Origin of the sequence: Nocardia sp. GCM10030253, from assembly GCF_042675075.1 — a bacterium.
In the GTDB taxonomy this organism is placed as follows: Bacteria; Actinomycetota; Actinomycetes; order Mycobacteriales; family Mycobacteriaceae; genus Nocardia.
Window position 1 is genome coordinate 193,036 of record NZ_JBHTDL010000005.1, and the last position, 14,977, is coordinate 208,012.

Below are 14,977 nucleotides of genomic sequence, written 5' to 3' on the forward strand. Positions count from 1 at the left end.
AGGGTGCACGGTCATGACGATGCGATCAGGAGATGGCGTTGATCGCGGTGGTCAGGCGGGTCTTGAACTGCTCGGGGATCGGGATGTAGCCGTTCTCCTCGAGTCCCTTCTGGCCGTTGCTGGTGGCCGAGGTCAGGAAGGCCTTGACTGCCTTGGCGATGTCGGCATCGCTGTACTTCGAGCACACGATCTCGTAGGTGGCGAGCATGATCGGGTAGGAGCCGGCCACGGTCGGCTTGTAGAACGAGGTGGTGTCCAGGACGAGGTCGTTGCCCTCGCCCTTGATCTTCACACCGTCGATGGCCTTGCCCGCGGTCTCGACCGACAGCTTCACCGGGTCCTTGCCGGCCGAGGTGATGATCTGCGCGACGGACAGGTTCTGCGACTTGGCGAACGACCACTCGTTGTAGGTGATCGAGTTCTTGGTGTTCTTGATCGCGGCCGAGGTGCCCTCGTTGCCCTTCGCGCCCTCGCCGACACCGCCGGTGAAGGTCTTGCCCGCGCCCTTGCCCCAGGCGCCGTCGGAGGCCGCGTCCAGGTAGAGCTGGAAGTTGTCGGTGGTGCCCGACTCATCGGAGCGGAAGATCACGGCGATCTTGTCCGAGGTCAGCTTGGCGTTCGGGTTCAGCGCCTTGATCTCGGGGGCATCCCAGGTGGTGACGGCGCCGTTGAAGACCTTGGCTGCGGTCGGGCCGTCCAGCACGAGGTCGGTGACACCATCGATGTTGTAGGTGATGGCGATCGGGCCGAAGACGGTCGGCAGGTTCCACGCCGGGGCGCCACAGCGCTCCTGCGCCTTGGCCGGCTCTTCCTTCTTCGAGCTCAGCGGCGAGTCGGAGCCACCGAAATCGGTCTGGCCACCGATGAACTCGTTGACGCCCGCACCCGAACCGCTCGAGGTGTAGTTGAGGGTGTAGCCGTCGCAGTTGGCCTCGTAGGCGGCGACGAAGCGCTCCATGGCGTTCTTCTGCGCCGTCGCACCGCTGGCCTTGAGCGCCTTCTTGCCGCCGCAGGCGACGCTGGTGTTGGCCGCGTTGCTGGTTTCTGTGGTGTTGTCGTCGCTGCCACATGCGGCAAGAGTCATTGCGCCGACGGCCAGCACGCCGACGACGGCGCTACTGCGCTTGAAGTTCACTATTCCTCCGGGGAATCACGTCCGACACGCCCGGTCCCTCACCGGCCCGGGCGGGTGTTGTGGTGCCGTTCGCGAGGAACTTGCGCACCAGGCAGCTGCGCCGCCCATAAGTAACGTAGGTTCGCCCGGTTGACAGTTGGACCAAGCTGGATGAACGGAGGGTGAACAGCCCGGCGCGATTAGGCCTGGTACGTGTGATATTTGCCCCAGTGTTACTCGGGCAACGCCAATGAGCCGCTTTTTGTTCAGCCTCGGGCCGCGTAGGCGACGTCGATGTGCGCGGGAGCGAATCCGAGCCGGGTGTAGGTGTGCACGGCCGCGGTGTTGTCGGCCTCGGTGTAGAGCAGCACCTCGGCGAGTGCGCGTTCGCGCAGGTAGTGCAGGCCCGCGAGAGTGAGCAGCCGGCCGAGTCCGCGCCCCTGCGCCGCAGGGTCGATGCCGACCACGTACACCTCGCCGATTGCCGGATCCTCGTCGTAATGCACCTTGGTCCAATGGAATCCGAGCACATGACCGGGATCGGCGGCATCGGCCGCGATGAACAGGCCCTTCGGGTCGAACCACGACTCGTTTCTTCGGACCTCGATATCGCGCGCGGTCCAGCGACCCTGTTCCGGATGCCAGGCGAACGCGGCGTTGTTCACCCGCAGCAGCTCGGCATCGTCGGCGGGACCCGAATAGGTGCGCAGCACGATCTCCGCCGGGACACCCAATTCAGGTAGCTCTGGCGTTGCCATGGCTCGGCGCATCTGCCACAGCTCGCGCGCGGTCACCAGTTCGAGGCGGGTCGCGACAGCCTGCGCGGGCGGCCGGTTTCCGTGCGCCCACACCCGGGTTCCCGCGCCGCCCTCGGCAAGCGCGGCGACCACGAGTTCGGTCCCGATGCCGTGGTCACGCGCGGCCGGATCGACCGCGACCTCGGCCATCGCCGGATGCTCACCGTGTCCGGGAACCAGATTCGCGTACCCAACGATCGCGCCGTCATGCCGCGCGATCAGGTGCCTCGCCTCATCGGCGGCGGTCAACGACAGCACGGCCTGTTCGGAGACCGGGGCGACACCGTCGGCGGCGGTGGCCCGGTCGAGCAGGTCACGCACCGATCGCGCGGCATCGGCATCGACCTGCTCGATCCAGCGCATCGTCGTATCAGTCATCTGCCGCGAAGATCACTGCACAGAACCGTTCACCGGCGTGAGCGGAGCTCCGTCGGTGCCCTCGTTCTCGTCTTCCTGGAGCGAGACCTGCTCGCCCTTGGCGGCCGACCTGGACGGGCGCACCGCCTTGTATCCGACATTGCGCACGGTGCCGATCAGCGACTCGTATTCACTGCCCAGCTTGGCGCGCAGGCGACGCACGTGCACGTCGACCGTGCGGGTGCCGCCGAAGAAGTCGTAGCCCCACACCTCCTGCAGCAGCTGGGCTCGGGTGAATACCCGGCCCGCGTGCTGCGCGAGATACTTGAGCAGCTCGAATTCCTTGTAGGTGAGATCGAGCGGGCGGCCACGCAGTCGCGCGGTGTAGGTGCCCTCATCGATCACCAACTCGCCGAGCGTGATCTTGCCGGTGTTCTCCGGGCTTGCCACACCACCGTTACGGCCGACCAGCAGCCGCAACCGGGCGTCCAGTTCGGCAGGCCCGGTGCCGGGCAGCAGAATGTCGTCGAGGCCCCAATCGGCGTTTACTGCCACCAGGCCACCCTCGGTGAGCACAGCGACAACGGGCACCGAAGAACCGGTGCTCCCGAGCAGCCGGCACAGGCCGCGCGCGGCGGCCAGGTCGGTGCGCGCGTCGACAAGTGCCACATCCGCGGTGCCCGCTTCCAGCAGGGACGCCACCTCGGTCGGTGCCGGACGCACGTTGTGCGCAAGCAGCGCGAGCGAGGGCAGTACCGACTCTGGGTTGGGGTCGGAGGTCAACAGGAGCAGCTCCACAGGCCCTCCTCCCATCTCGTAGCTCCGACGACAACAGCAGTAACCGCCGAAGCCACGTCGCTAATCACAGGTAATCGGATGCAAGATTAGCGCGTGAACCCCGATGACCTCGCCATCCGGGTAAGCAACGCTCTGGTAATGAGACATTTGATAGCCGAAATTCGCCGCCGGTTAGGGTTGGAGGCATGCGCAAGCTGATTATCGGGCTGCTGGTCCTCGCGGGACTGGCCGTGGTCATCGATTTCGGCGCCGCCGCCTACTCCGAGTATCGCGTCTCGCGCGCTCTGCGTGAGGGCGCCGACCTCATCGCCGACCCCGAGGTGACGATCCACGGGTTCCCTTTCTTCGCCCAGGCGCTCGACGGTCGATTCCAGAACGTCGACATCCGGGCACGCATCGTGCGTCAGGACATCCCTGGCGAAATCTCGGCCGAGGCGACGCTGACCGGAGTGCACCTGCCGCTGCGCGATCTCGTCGACGGCAGCGTGCGCCGCGTCCCGGTGGAACGGGTCGAGGGGCGCATGCGCCTGGAGCCCACTGAACTGGGCAGACTGTTCAAAATTCCGGACCTGCAAGTGCATTCGCGACCTGCGGATAAATCCGACGGAACGGGCGGATCGGGCGGATCGGGGATGACAACGGCGGGCGCGCTGGTGCTCACCGGCACCCTGCCCGGCACACCTGTCGCCTCGACCGTGCCCGGCGCACCGCTCGGCGGCGACAAGGTGAGCATTCAGGCGGATCTGCTGCTCGACGGCGATCAGGTGCGGATCATCGCGACCGGTTTCTACCGCGGCACCGGCACCGAGACCACCCCGACGGCGGTCATCCCCGAAGCCGATCGGCCCGCGGTGCTCGAGCTGTTCACCCGTACGATCGATACCAAGGAATTGCCGTTCGGTCTGCGGCCGACGAAGGTCTCCGCGCAGGGCGGGCAGATCGTGGTCGAGGGCAAAGGTGAGAACGTGACGATCGACCTCGACCGATTGCAGCGGCCATGATCGAAATCACAATTCTGGTGGTGATGGTGCTCGCCGCGCTGGCGGTCGGCACGGCGCTGCGGCGCCTGGACGGAAAGCTGCGCGTCACCGATGTGGTCGAGCCCATCGAGTCGGCACGCGCCGAGTTGCTTACCGCCGCCGGGGTGACCGGTTCGGGTCCCGCGGTACTGCATTTCTCCGCCGACTGGTGCGGTCCGTGCGCGGCGGTGCGCAGGGTGGTTGCCGGTGTGACCGACGAACTGGCCGCTTCGCCGAACCCGCCACTGGACATCGAGATCGATATCGATGCCGAGCCCACGCTCGCGAGAGAGCTGAACGTGCTCTCGTTGCCGACCACTTTCGTCTTCGACAGGGAAGGCAGGGAGCGGTTCCGCATCTCCGGCGTCCCGAAAACCGGCGATCTCCGCACCGCGCTCGAGCCACTGACGGTGTAAAAACCGGGCCTGAAATGGCTTCATAGCCAGTGTGACGAACCCGGGGTCCAATTCTCCCGCCGAACCGGGTAAACTGCCTTTCGTGCAAGCCAACCACGAGCTGATGCTCACCCGACGCCGCACAGTTGATCTGTGTCGCCTCGGTGGTTGTTGCTGCCTGTGCCGCTGACCGGTCGGTTCGTTCAGATTTCCTGACGCCGACCTTTGTCCGCCGTGCGAGTGATCTCATTGATCCCCCGGCGAACTGGCAATTTTCCAGCCAACAGAGTCATTCAGCGCAGGAGTACGCACAATGTCCGCCAAAACCCGTAATACTGCCTCCGGGACAGCCATTCCCCTCGGTTCCGTCGACGTTCGTGGACCGCGCTTCGCCGCGTGGATCACCACCGCCGTCCTCGTCGTCGTGCTGATCGCCGCCGCCGTCTCCACCGCGGCCGCCGCCGTGCTGATCGCGATCCAAGCGGTGGTCTTCGCGATCGGCGCCGCCAACGGTCCGCGACGCAGCCCCTACGGTCGGATCTACGCCGCGCTGGTCGCACCGCGCGTCGGCCCGCCGACCGAAACCGAACCCGTGGCGCCGCTGCGGTTCGCCCAATTACTCGGCCTGGTCTTCAGCGCCGTCAGCCTGCTGGGTTTCCTGGCCGGCTCCACCGTGGTCGGCGCGGTGTTCGCCGGCTTCGCCCTGTTCGCGGCGTTCCTGAACGCGGCGTTCGCGATCTGCCTGGGTTGCCAGATCTATCCGCTGGTCGCCCGTTTCCGCCGGGCCACCCCCGCCCCGGCTTCGAACTGACCCTGCAAGTCACCACCCCCGAAAGGAACAACATGGCCCGCTCCGATGTCCTGGTCCCCGTTGACTGGGCCGAAGAGAACCTCAATACCCCCGGCATCGTCTTTGTCGAGGTAGACGAGGACACCTCCGCCTACGACGGCGGCCACATCGAGGGTGCCGTACGGCTCGACTGGAAGAAGGACCTGCAGGATCAGGTTCGTCGCGACTTCGTGAACCAGGAGCAGTTCTCCGATCTGCTCTCGGCGCGCGGCATCGCGAACGACGACGAGGTTGTGCTCTACGGCGGCAACAACAACTGGTTCGCCGCGTACGCGTACTGGTACTTCAAGCTTTACGGCCACAACAACGTCAAGCTGCTCGACGGTGGCCGCAAGAAGTGGGAGCTCGACGGCCGCCCGCTCTCGCGCGACGCCGTGAGCCGCCCCGCCACCCAGTACAAGGCCGCCGCGCCCGACCTGACCATCCGCGCCTTCCGCGACGAGGTCATCGCCGCCATCGGCGAAAAGAACCTGGTCGACGTCCGTTCGCCTGACGAGTTCTCCGGCAAGATCCTGGCCCCGGCCCACCTGCCGCAGGAGCAGAGCCAGCGTCCCGGCCACATCCCCAGCGCGATCAACGTGCCGTGGAGCAAGGCAGCGAACGAGGACGGCACCTTCAAGTCGGATGCCGAACTGACCGAGATCTACAACGAGGCCGGCCTGGACGGGTCCAAGGACACCATCGCCTACTGCCGCATCGGTGAGCGTTCCTCGCACACCTGGTTCGTGTTGCAGGAACTGCTCGGCCACCAGAATGTCAAGAACTACGACGGGAGCTGGACCGAATACGGCTCCCTCGTCGGTGCACCTATCGCGTTGGGAGCCTAATCACATGTGCGCAGCACCTACCCAGGGTCAAGCTATTCCGGCCGGAGTCGACGTGGAGAAGGAAACGGTCATCACCGGCCGCGTCCTCAGCACCGACGGCCAGCCCGTCGGCGGCGCGTTCGTGCGCCTGCTCGATGGCAACGGTGATTTCACCGCCGAGGTCGTCGCCTCGGGCACCGGCGACTTCCGGTTCTTCGCCGCTCCCGGCGCATGGACCGTGCGGGCGCTCTCCTCGGCCGGCAACGGCTCCGCGGAGATCCGCCCCGACGGCACGGGCATCCATCCCGTCGATGTGGCCGTCGCGAAGTAATAGCTGACGCCGCGAAAGCGACCGATCGCCGCCAACGGCCTCGGCGTTTCCCCGACTTCACGGGGAAGCTCCGGGGCCGTTGTGCTGGGCGGAGCACAAGTCGTTAGACTCCAAACGTGGTCCTCTTCTTCGAGATTCTGCTGGTGGCCGTGGCCGTGCTTATCGGCTGGTTCGGCCTGTACGTCTTCTACCGGCTGTTCACCGAGTCATGAGCGAACTCGCGAGCGAAGGTTCCAATCCGGCCGAGCGAGCGAGTGAACACATGAACGGCGCCGCTCCGGCCGAGCCGTCTCGCCGCAGCGGCGATCAAGCCGTGGCCGATGCCGCCGAACGCGCGAAAGCGACCGGTGCGCGCAACATTCCGATCCTGCCGGATCTGCCGTTGCCGGAAGACACCGCGAACCTGCGCCTCGGTCCGGATCTGAGCTCCTCGATGCTGGCGCTGCTACCGATGGTCGGCGTGTGGCGCGGCGAGGGCGAGGGCAACTCCCCCGAACGTGGCGACTACCGCTTCGGCCAGCAGATCATCGTCTCCCACGACGGCGGCGACTATCTGGCCTGGGATTCGCGTTCCTGGTTCATCGATGCCGACGGCTCATACGGGGGCCCCGACCTCCGCGAGAGCGGCTTCTGGCGGGTGGGTATCGATGGCGACGACGAAGTCATCGAACTGCTGCTCACGCACAGCACCGGCATCGTCGAACTGTTCTACGGCACCGCGCTGACCCAGTCCTCCTGGGAGTTGGCCACCGACGTCGTGATCCGCAGCCAATCCGGCATCGTCGTCGGCGGCGCCAAGCGGTTGTACGGCATCGTCGAGGGCGGCGACCTGGCTTACGTCGAGGAACGCGTCGTCGCCGACGGCCCCCTCGAACCCCGCCTCTCCGCGCGCCTGCAGCGCTACATCGGATAGTCGAGTACGACCAGCGATACAACGCCCCGCACCTCGAATCACCATGAGGGCGGGGCGATCTGCTGTTTCGGGCCGCTATCGCTTGGCTGAACTACCTACGGCTCACGACGGTCGCACTTGACCAATAGTTCATCGGCGACCGTTTCCACCGCCAATGTGAAGCCGCTTACCTCGAGAACGGCCCCGCGCAGTCGTTCATCGTGCAATCGCGACTCGGAGACGGCTGCGACCTGACTTCCGACCAGCTGCGAATACGGGTACTCCGAACCGACATCGAACGCGGTGTACTTTCCGGACTCCGCCACATACTCGATGTATTCGGGCTCCGTCACACCGGCGAACGGGTCACGCCAAGCCCCCGACCCCACGCGTAGTTCCTCACCATCACTGCCCGCGTCGAAGAGCAGGACCGTCCCTTCGTCGAACGTCAACTCGATCGGCCCCTCCGAACGATCGACGTCCGTACCGTGCACGTAGAACACGCGCCTGACCGCCGTGATGCGCCGACCGACCGCCGCAGCAAGACTCTCCGAAGCCACCCGGATACCCCTTCGTAGAACCGACCGGTGAACTGTATCGTTCCGGCCCTTCGTCGCGGCGCGCGTTGACAGCACCCGCATCCAAAACAGGCCCATCGCCGAAAACGAATGAATAACTCATGGCGCGGAGCACAATTCGGTGGCACATCAGGCTTATTTTCGACCCGGTGCTCGATTTCGGTCAGATCGATGCCGACGGGGACGGAGTTTCGGAGGGCCGATCTTCGGCAGATAAGGGAACGACCCCCGAGCCTTCCTTGTGGATGCAACTCGCACAAGGCCCGGTCGGACTAGACCGGGGGCTCGGGGGCCGGGTGACTGCGTTGGATTCGCTAGCGCTCGCGCGGGAATCCTGCAGCGGTGGCGCTAGCGCGCAGCCACCTCACGTGTCCTGGAAAAATACATTTCTCGAACCACCTCCTTCCTTGTGTACAAACGAATTTAGCGAGGAGTCAGCGAGTCGGCAACGGAATTTAGCGGTGGGCGGAAACGGCGGTCTCCCGCGGCGAAAAATCGACACTGACCTGGCCTGATGCTGCGACGTGGACGATCACGTCGGCGCGGTGGTCCGGCGGGAGCTGATGCGTGACGGTGACCACAGTTCGATCGGGATCGACGAGGCCGCTGTCGATGTCGAGAAGATCGCGCAGCAACTGTGCGCCCGCTGCGGCCTCGAGGTGTTCGGTCGGCTCGTCCAGCAGCAGGACTCGGGCGGGCGAGATCAGGGCACGGGCGAGCAGGATGCGGCGGCGCTGCCCGCCGGAGACGGCAGCGGCACCGCCGACGAGGTCGGTGTGCAGGCCGTCTCGGAGGGACGCCAACCAGTCGCCAAGGCCTACTGTGCGCACGGCCTTGGCGGCTTCCTGCTCGGTCAGGTCGCCGCGGGCGACGCGGAGGTTCTCGAGGACGGATGTGCCGAAAAGATGGGCGTCTTCGGCGAAGAAGGTGACTCCGGGGCGTGGTGTGTCGAAGAGCCCAGCCCAGTACATGAGCAGCGTGGTCTTGCCCGCTCCGCTCGGGCCGACAATGGCGATCCTGCGTCCCTCGGGGAGGTCGGGGAGGTTGTCCGGCAGCAGGTCCCGCGAAGAACCGTGGCGGTCTCGGCCATCAGATGGACCGTGCGCCGAGCCCTCCCGCACAGCGAAGCGCGCGTCGTCCCGACCATCGGTGCGGGACAGGCGATGCAGGGCGGCGCGGGCCGTGGTCAGCGCCTGCGCGGCTGTCGGCAGTGGGCCTACCGCTTCGAACGCAGAAAGCGGCAGGAGCACAAGAATGGTGAGCGCCATCGGTGTCATCGCACCGGGGCCGCCGCCGTTCGGCCCGTAGATCGCGATTCCCACCAGCAGCGCGCCGAGTACGCTCGCGCCGATCGAGAGCGGCGTCGCCGCTGCCGCCCAGGCGCTGCGTGACGCTGCCGAATCCTCCGCCACCACCGCTCGTTGCCCTGCGCGGTTCGCGGCCGCGAGCGCCGCGTCCAGACGGCCGGCAACGCGCAGTTCGGGCGCATGGTCGAGCACGGTGACCGCCTGCGCGGTGAACTCGGCACGATCATCGCGCACGGCCGTCTCGGCCTCGCGTGCGGCCCGGGCCGACAACCAAGGGGCGACGAGCCCCGAAACCGCCAGCGCGGCAGCCAGGATCACAGCCGCGGCCACCGAAATAGTGGCAAGCAACCCGATCGCCGCAGCCGACAAGATGATGGATACCGCGACCGGCACGAAGACCCGCACCACTACCGCGCCGAGATCGTCGATGTCGCCACCGATACGAACCAGCAGATCGCCGCGACGCAATCGCGCGGCTCCGCCCGAACCCACCTCGCCCGCGTCAGCCTGCCTACGCGAACGCACACCGGGTACAGCCCGCCGCATCCAGACGTCGGATCCAGCGAGCGCCCGGTACACAGTCGTCCGCGCCGTCGTCATCGCACGCAGCGCAACATCATGCGTAGCAAGACGTTCCAAGTATCGGCACAGTCCGCGCGAAATACCCAGCGCCCGCACCGAAACCACCGCGACACTGAGATCGAGCACCGGCGGCATCTCCCAGGCCCGAGCGATCAACCACGCCGCCAACGCCGCCAGCCCGAGCCCACTCCCCAATGCCAACGTGCCCCATCCGATCGCCACCACAATCCGCCACGGCGACACCTCGAGCAAACCCCACATCCGCCGCAGATCCCCCCACAGCGTGCGACCGGCGCGCCGCTGCGATCCTGTTCGCGCTGAAGCCCTTGCGACACCACGGATCCCGACAATCATCGGCCAGCCCCCTCAACCGATGTAGTCAGCTCGGCGGTGGTGGCGTGGACCGGCACGATGCTGTCCGCGGCGGCGAGGACCGAGGGGCGGTGGCCGATGATGACGACGGTGGCTCCGGCGCTGGCGCGTTGTTTCAAGGCTGCCAGTACGGCGGCCTCGCTGTGGTGGTCCAGGTGGGCGGTTGGTTCGTCGAGAAGGAGTACGGCGCGGTCGGCGGCGAGCACTCTGGTGAGGGCAAGGCGCTGGCGCTGACCCAGCGACAGGCCGACGCCGCCGGTACCGACGACCGTGTCCCAGCCGTGCGGCAGCTCGGCCAGAACCGCATCGAATCCGGTTGCGATGCAAGCGGCTTCGAGCTCGTCGACGACCCGCGCGGCACCCATGGACGACTTGTCGGCGGCGCGAGCGCCGAGTAGTTCGAGGTTCTCGCGCAGGGTTCCCGGTACCAGGACCGGGCGCTGCGGCAGCCAGGCCACGTGGGACCACCAGCGGTCCTCATCGAGTTCGCGCACGTCGGTGCCGTCGACGGTCACCATGCCGTGGTCCGGCGTGACAAGGCCCAGAATCACTTGCAGCGCAGTCGTCTTCCCACTCCCATTCGGACCGGCAAGCACGGTTACCGCATTGGGGCGCAGCACCGCCGACAGCCCGGCGGGCGCAAAGCCATCCCTGGCGCGCACCCTGAGATCGCGTATCTCGATCACACCTGCGAAATCCCCGCCATCGCCACGGGAAACACGACGCTGGTCGACCTCACCGGATCCGGGCAACCCCGGCTCGGCCGCCACCGAATCCGGTTCCAGCACAGCAAAAGCCTTGTCGGCTGCCGCCATTCCGTCCTGGGCAGCGTGGAAGCGCTCGCCGACCATACGCAGCGGCAGGTAGACCTCGGGGGCCAGGATCAGTGCCACCAATCCGGCATACAGGCCCATGCCACCGTAGACGAGCCGTAAACCGATGGAGACCGCGATCAGTGCGACGCTCAGGGTTGCGAGCATCTCCAACACCATGGAGGACAGGAAGGCGATCCGCAGCGCCCGCATGGTGCGCTGCCGCAGCGCATCCCCCAGTTCGCGTACCCGATGCTCCATCGAGCTCCGCCGGATTCCACCGGAGCCGGCGGCCTTGTCTGCCACTGCGACCCGCGCGTCGAATCCCGAAGCACCATCGCCGGACCCGGGTGCGCTGTCGCGGGATCCGGCCGCACCGTTGCCGGATCCGGCCGCGCCGTTGCCGGATCCGGCCGCACCAACGCTGAATTCACCGGCGCCGCGCTCCCGACCGAGCGCCCGCAGCGTAGGCATCCCTGCGAACAGGTCGAGCAGTTGATCCGACAGCCGGGTGGTTGCGGCGAGGGTGGCTTCGGCACGACCCTGGGTGAGCAGGCCGATCAGGATCATGAAGACCGGGATGAGCGGCAGGGTGATCACGGCGATAACACCGGATATCGGGTCGTGGACGGCGATGACCGCCAGCACGACCGGTGGCACCAGGCAGGCGAGCAGCAGGGCCGGGAGATAGCCGACGAGGTAGCCGCGCAGGCCGGTGAGGCCGGTGCTGACAACGACCGCTAGTTCGGTTCGGCGGGTTTCGAGTTCGCGGGGTGTCATGCGGGCGCCTGTGGCCAGGACCGCGGTCTCCAGTTCGGCCACCACCGTGGCGCCCGCCCGATGCGCCAGCCGCGATTGCACCCAGGTGGCCACCACCCGACAGCCGATCGCGCAGACAATGACAGCGAGTTCGGTCGCCCACGCGCCGAGGGTGCGCAGGCCGGGGTCGGTGACGACCCCGGCAAGCACCCGTGCCAGTGCCACCGCGGTGACCACGATGGAAACCGTAATCACCAGTGACAGCACCACACTCAGCGTCAGATAGCGGCGAGCCGAACGAGCGTGCCGCCACAGGCGCGGATCGACGGGCGGACGAGCCATGATCAGTCCTTGTTCGAATCCGGTGGGAGGGCCGATTCCAGCGGGAGACCGATGGGCGGCGGAATCTGGTCGACCGTGATGCGTTTGCGGAACACCCAGTAGGTCCAGCCCTGGTAGACCAGCACGACCGGCGTGACGATCACCGCCGCCCAGCTCATCACCTTCAACGTGTACGGAGTCGACGACGCATTGTCGATGGTGAGGTTGAACAGGTCATTGATGGTGGAGGGCAACACATTCGGGTACAGCGAACCGAACAGCAGCACAGTGGCCGCGGCGACGGTGAGCGTGGTGCCGGTGAACCCCCAGCCGTCCCGATCGGCGAACGAGGCGGCACCGGTGACGACGAGTCCGATCACCGCGAGCACCAAAGGAATCCAGGTCCAGCCGGTGCCGTAGGCGAGCTGGGTCCAGACACCGAAGACACCCACCACCACGGCCGTCGGCATGAGCAGCAACCGCACCGTCTTCACCGCGTCCTCACGCACTTCGCCGCCGGTCTTCAACACCAGGAAAACGGCTCCGTGCAGCGCGAACAGCAACCCGGTCGCGAGCCCGCCGAGCAACGCGTACGGCCCGAGCAGATCCCACACCGAACCCGCGATCTGCTTCTTCTCGTTCAGCGGAACTCCGCGTACCACATTGGCGAACACCCAGCCCCAGGCCAAAGCCGGTATCCAGGAGCCGATGCCGATGCCGATATCACAGCGGGCCCGCCACTTCGGATCGTCTATCTTGCTCCGGTATTCGATGGCACAGACTCGCAGGATCAGCGCGACCAGCACCAGCAACAGCGCAAGGTAGAAGCCGGAGAACAGACTCGCGTACCACTCGGGGAAGGCCGCGAACATCGCGCCGGCCGCCGTCAGCAACCACACCTCGTTGCCGTCCCACACCGGACCGATGGTGTTGAGCACCACACGCCTTCGCGCGTCACTGCCCTTACCGAGGATCGGCATCAGCATCCCGACACCGAAGTCGAAGCCCTCCAGCACGAAGTAGCCGGTGAACAAGACGCCGATCAGCAAAAACCAGAACTCTTGCAGATTCATCGTCGGCTCCTAGATTGCGTCGAACGAACTTGTCGGTGCCCCGCCGTACAGTGGTCTTGCGTCGGAAACGACGTCCCGGACCTCCAAGCGGGAGGCCGGGTTATCAATGCCTGTGGAGAATTCGGCGCTGGCCGGCCCGCTTGTCGGACTGGTGAAACTGGGCTCGATGAAGCAGGAACCTCTGCCTGACAACGGCAAGGGACACCCGAGAAGGGTGGTGTCGAACGAGTTGTTCGGCACGCTTTAATAAGCGAATGAAAGCTGCTCGACGTCTTCAGCACGGTGACGTCCCCCTCCCTGTGTGTCGTCCGGTCCGCGATCGTCGGACCTGACGGCCGCGGGCTCTTCGGGGCCTGCGATGACATATCGGCGCATCAGGTAGAACCACACCACCGCGAGCGCACCGTAGAGCAGGGTGAAAACCACAAGCGAGGTGATCACCGTGCCCGCGACGTGGTCGGAGACGCCCTGCTGCACCATCAGCCGCAGCCGCGGGTCGCCGGTCGGGTTCGGCGCGACAACCCAGGGCTGGCGGCCCATTTCGGTGAACACCCACCCTGCTGCGTTGGCCAGGAACGGCGTCGGGATCGCGATCAGGCACAGCCACGAGTACCAGCGCTGATCGGCGACACGGCCGCCTCGGGTCAGCCACATGCCGACCAGCCACAGCAGGATCGCGCCGGCGGACAGGCCGATCATGGCGCGGAAGGACCAGTAGGTGACGAACAGGTTGGGCCGGTAGTCGCCGGGCCCGAACTTCTCGTTGTATGCCCGCTGCAGGTCGACCACACCGTCCAGGGTGACGTCGCTGAACTTGCCCTCGGCCAGGTAGGGCAGCACAAAGGGCACCTCTAGCACGTGCGTGACGCTGTCGCAGTTGTTGTGCGTGCCCACCGTGAGGACCGAGAAGTCCGGATCGGTAGCGGTGTGGCACAACGATTCCGCCGACGCCATCTTCATCGGCTGCTGCTCGAACATCAGCTTGCCCTGGATGTCACCGGTGAAGAAGATGGCGACGCCGGACACCACGATCACCCACATGCCCGCGCGCCCGGCGGAACGCCACATCCCCCGCGCCTCGGCGACTTTCGTCGCATCGCCGCTGCGCGCGTTCCGTACCATCCACCAGCCCGAGATGCCCGCGACGAAGGTGCCCGCGGTGAGGAAGGCGCCCGCCACCACGTGCGGGAAGGCCGCGAGTGTCGTGTTGTTGGTCAGCACCTCCCAGATGCTGGTCAGCTCGGCCCGCCCACGCTCGGGGTTGTACCTGGCGCCGACCGGATGCTGCATGAACGAGTTGGCCGCGACGATGAAGTACGCGGAGGCGTTCACACCGATGGCGACCATCCAGATGGTGGCCAGGTGCAGCTTTTTGGGCAACCGCGTCCAACCGAAGATCCACAGGCCGAGGAACGTCGACTCCAGGAAGAACGCGACGAGCGCCTCCAGCGCGAGCGGGGCGCCGAACACGTCTCCGACGAAGCGCGAGTATTCGCTCCAGTTCATCCCGAACTGGAATTCCTGCACGATGCCGGTGGCCACGCCCAGCGCGAAGTTGATCAGGAACAGCTTCCCGAAGAACTTCGTCAGCCGGTACCAGTGCTCCTTGCCGGTCACCACCCATGCGGTCTGCATACCCGCGACGAGCGGCGCGAGGCCGATCGTCAGCGGGACGAAGACGAAGTGATAAACGGTGGTGATGCCGAACTGCCAGCGCGAGATGTCCAGGACGCTCATTCGACCTCCAGCCGATCTACGACATGTCGTAGTAAAGGCTACGCCGGAGACTTGACCGATCAAGGAGTCTTACGCCA

At 66.2% G+C, this 14,977-nt stretch carries 14 protein-coding genes; 6 read left to right on the forward strand and 8 right to left on the reverse strand.

Features of this window, described 5'->3' with window-relative positions:
• Window positions 1-25: 25 nt before the first annotated feature.
• The 3 genes from pstS to ACFQZZ_RS09250 all read right to left on the reverse strand — a co-directional run bounded on the left by pstS (window position 26) and on the right by ACFQZZ_RS09250 (window position 3,066).
• Window positions 26-1,135, reverse strand: a complete 1,110-nt coding sequence (gene pstS, locus ACFQZZ_RS09240; protein ID WP_378676872.1) for a phosphate ABC transporter substrate-binding protein PstS — start codon at window positions 1,133-1,135, stop codon at window positions 26-28.
• 245 nt (window positions 1,136-1,380) lie between these two features.
• Entirely contained in the window at window positions 1,381-2,289 is a 909-nt protein-coding gene (gene mshD / locus ACFQZZ_RS09245; protein WP_378676875.1) for a mycothiol synthase, read from the reverse strand.
• A gap of 12 nt (window positions 2,290-2,301) precedes the next feature.
• Window positions 2,302-3,066, reverse strand: coding sequence for a winged-helix domain-containing protein (locus ACFQZZ_RS09250; RefSeq protein ID WP_378676877.1), 765 nt, complete (start codon window positions 3,064-3,066; stop codon window positions 2,302-2,304).
• A 185-nt stretch (window positions 3,067-3,251) separates the two neighbouring features.
• Here ACFQZZ_RS09250 and ACFQZZ_RS09255 point away from each other — a divergent pair, with 185 nt between their 5' ends.
• The 6 genes from ACFQZZ_RS09255 to ACFQZZ_RS09280 all read left to right on the forward strand — a co-directional run bounded on the left by ACFQZZ_RS09255 (window position 3,252) and on the right by ACFQZZ_RS09280 (window position 7,380).
• A complete protein-coding gene (locus ACFQZZ_RS09255) occupies window positions 3,252-4,067 on the forward strand; it encodes an LmeA family phospholipid-binding protein (protein WP_378676880.1) in 816 nt (271 codons plus the stop codon).
• Entirely contained in the window at window positions 4,064-4,501 is a 438-nt protein-coding gene (locus tag ACFQZZ_RS09260) for a thioredoxin family protein (RefSeq protein ID WP_378676882.1), read from the forward strand. Before ACFQZZ_RS09255 ends, ACFQZZ_RS09260 begins: the two co-directional genes overlap by 4 nt.
• A 292-nt stretch (window positions 4,502-4,793) precedes the next feature.
• Window positions 4,794-5,291 carry a DUF4395 domain-containing protein gene (locus ACFQZZ_RS09265; protein WP_378676885.1) on the forward strand — a complete coding sequence of 166 codons (498 nt, stop codon included), beginning with the start codon at window positions 4,794-4,796 and terminating at the stop codon, window positions 5,289-5,291.
• Between the two features lie 32 nt (window positions 5,292-5,323).
• Complete coding sequence (locus ACFQZZ_RS09270; RefSeq protein WP_378676887.1) at window positions 5,324-6,157, forward strand: sulfurtransferase; 834 nt, start codon at window positions 5,324-5,326, stop codon at window positions 6,155-6,157.
• 4 nt (window positions 6,158-6,161) lie between these two features.
• The gene (locus ACFQZZ_RS09275; protein ID WP_378676890.1) at window positions 6,162-6,467 is read left to right on the forward strand and encodes a DUF1416 domain-containing protein; all 306 of its coding nucleotides are present in this window, start codon (window positions 6,162-6,164) and stop codon (window positions 6,465-6,467) included.
• A gap of 208 nt (window positions 6,468-6,675) precedes the next feature.
• Window positions 6,676-7,380, forward strand: a complete 705-nt coding sequence (locus tag ACFQZZ_RS09280; protein WP_378676892.1) for an FABP family protein — start codon at window positions 6,676-6,678, stop codon at window positions 7,378-7,380.
• A gap of 95 nt (window positions 7,381-7,475) precedes the next feature.
• Here the strand turns inward: ACFQZZ_RS09280 and ACFQZZ_RS09285 are convergent, their stop codons facing one another.
• The 5 genes from ACFQZZ_RS09285 to ACFQZZ_RS09305 form a co-directional block, all read right to left on the reverse strand.
• Window positions 7,476-7,919 (reverse strand): hypothetical protein, encoded by a 444-nt coding sequence (locus ACFQZZ_RS09285; RefSeq protein WP_378676895.1) that lies wholly within the window; start codon window positions 7,917-7,919, stop codon window positions 7,476-7,478.
• Between the two features lie 473 nt (window positions 7,920-8,392).
• Window positions 8,393-10,087, reverse strand: coding sequence for a thiol reductant ABC exporter subunit CydC (gene cydC, locus ACFQZZ_RS09290; RefSeq protein ID WP_378678296.1), 1,695 nt, complete (start codon window positions 10,085-10,087; stop codon window positions 8,393-8,395).
• An 89-nt stretch (window positions 10,088-10,176) separates the two neighbouring features.
• On the reverse strand, window positions 10,177-12,111 hold the full coding sequence (locus tag ACFQZZ_RS09295) for an ABC transporter ATP-binding protein/permease (protein WP_378676897.1): 1,935 nt from the start codon (window positions 12,109-12,111) through the stop codon (window positions 10,177-10,179).
• Between the two features lie 2 nt (window positions 12,112-12,113).
• Window positions 12,114-13,163 (reverse strand): cytochrome d ubiquinol oxidase subunit II, encoded by a 1,050-nt coding sequence (gene cydB / locus ACFQZZ_RS09300; protein WP_378676900.1) that lies wholly within the window; start codon window positions 13,161-13,163, stop codon window positions 12,114-12,116.
• Window positions 13,164-13,406: 243 nt separating this feature from the next.
• Window positions 13,407-14,900: a cytochrome ubiquinol oxidase subunit I gene (locus ACFQZZ_RS09305; RefSeq protein WP_378676903.1), complete on the reverse strand. Its 1,494-nt coding sequence runs from the start codon at window positions 14,898-14,900 to the stop codon at window positions 13,407-13,409.
• Between the last annotated feature and the right edge of the window lie 77 nt (window positions 14,901-14,977).

Excerpts from the sequence above, each read along its gene's own strand:
- ACFQZZ_RS09305 (WP_378676903.1), bottom strand. The coding sequence starts at position 14,900 with ATGAGCGTCCTGGACATCTCGCGCTGGCAGTTCGGCATCACCACCGTT.
- cydB (WP_378676900.1), bottom strand. The coding sequence starts at position 13,163 with ATGAATCTGCAAGAGTTCTGGTTTTTGCTGATCGGCGTCTTGTTCACC.
- ACFQZZ_RS09295 (WP_378676897.1), bottom strand. The coding sequence starts at position 12,111 with ATGGCTCGTCCGCCCGTCGATCCGCGCCTGTGGCGGCACGCTCGTTCG.
- ACFQZZ_RS09280 (WP_378676892.1), top strand. The coding sequence starts at position 6,676 with ATGAGCGAACTCGCGAGCGAAGGTTCCAATCCGGCCGAGCGAGCGAGT.
- ACFQZZ_RS09270 (WP_378676887.1), top strand. The coding sequence starts at position 5,324 with ATGGCCCGCTCCGATGTCCTGGTCCCCGTTGACTGGGCCGAAGAGAAC.
- ACFQZZ_RS09255 (WP_378676880.1), top strand. The coding sequence starts at position 3,252 with ATGCGCAAGCTGATTATCGGGCTGCTGGTCCTCGCGGGACTGGCCGTG.
- ACFQZZ_RS09260 (WP_378676882.1), top strand. The coding sequence starts at position 4,064 with ATGATCGAAATCACAATTCTGGTGGTGATGGTGCTCGCCGCGCTGGCG.
- mshD (WP_378676875.1), bottom strand. The coding sequence starts at position 2,289 with ATGACTGATACGACGATGCGCTGGATCGAGCAGGTCGATGCCGATGCC.
- cydC (WP_378678296.1), bottom strand. The coding sequence starts at position 10,087 with ATGTGGGGTTTGCTCGAGGTGTCGCCGTGGCGGATTGTGGTGGCGATC.
- ACFQZZ_RS09275 (WP_378676890.1), top strand. The coding sequence starts at position 6,162 with ATGTGCGCAGCACCTACCCAGGGTCAAGCTATTCCGGCCGGAGTCGAC.
- ACFQZZ_RS09265 (WP_378676885.1), top strand. The coding sequence starts at position 4,794 with ATGTCCGCCAAAACCCGTAATACTGCCTCCGGGACAGCCATTCCCCTC.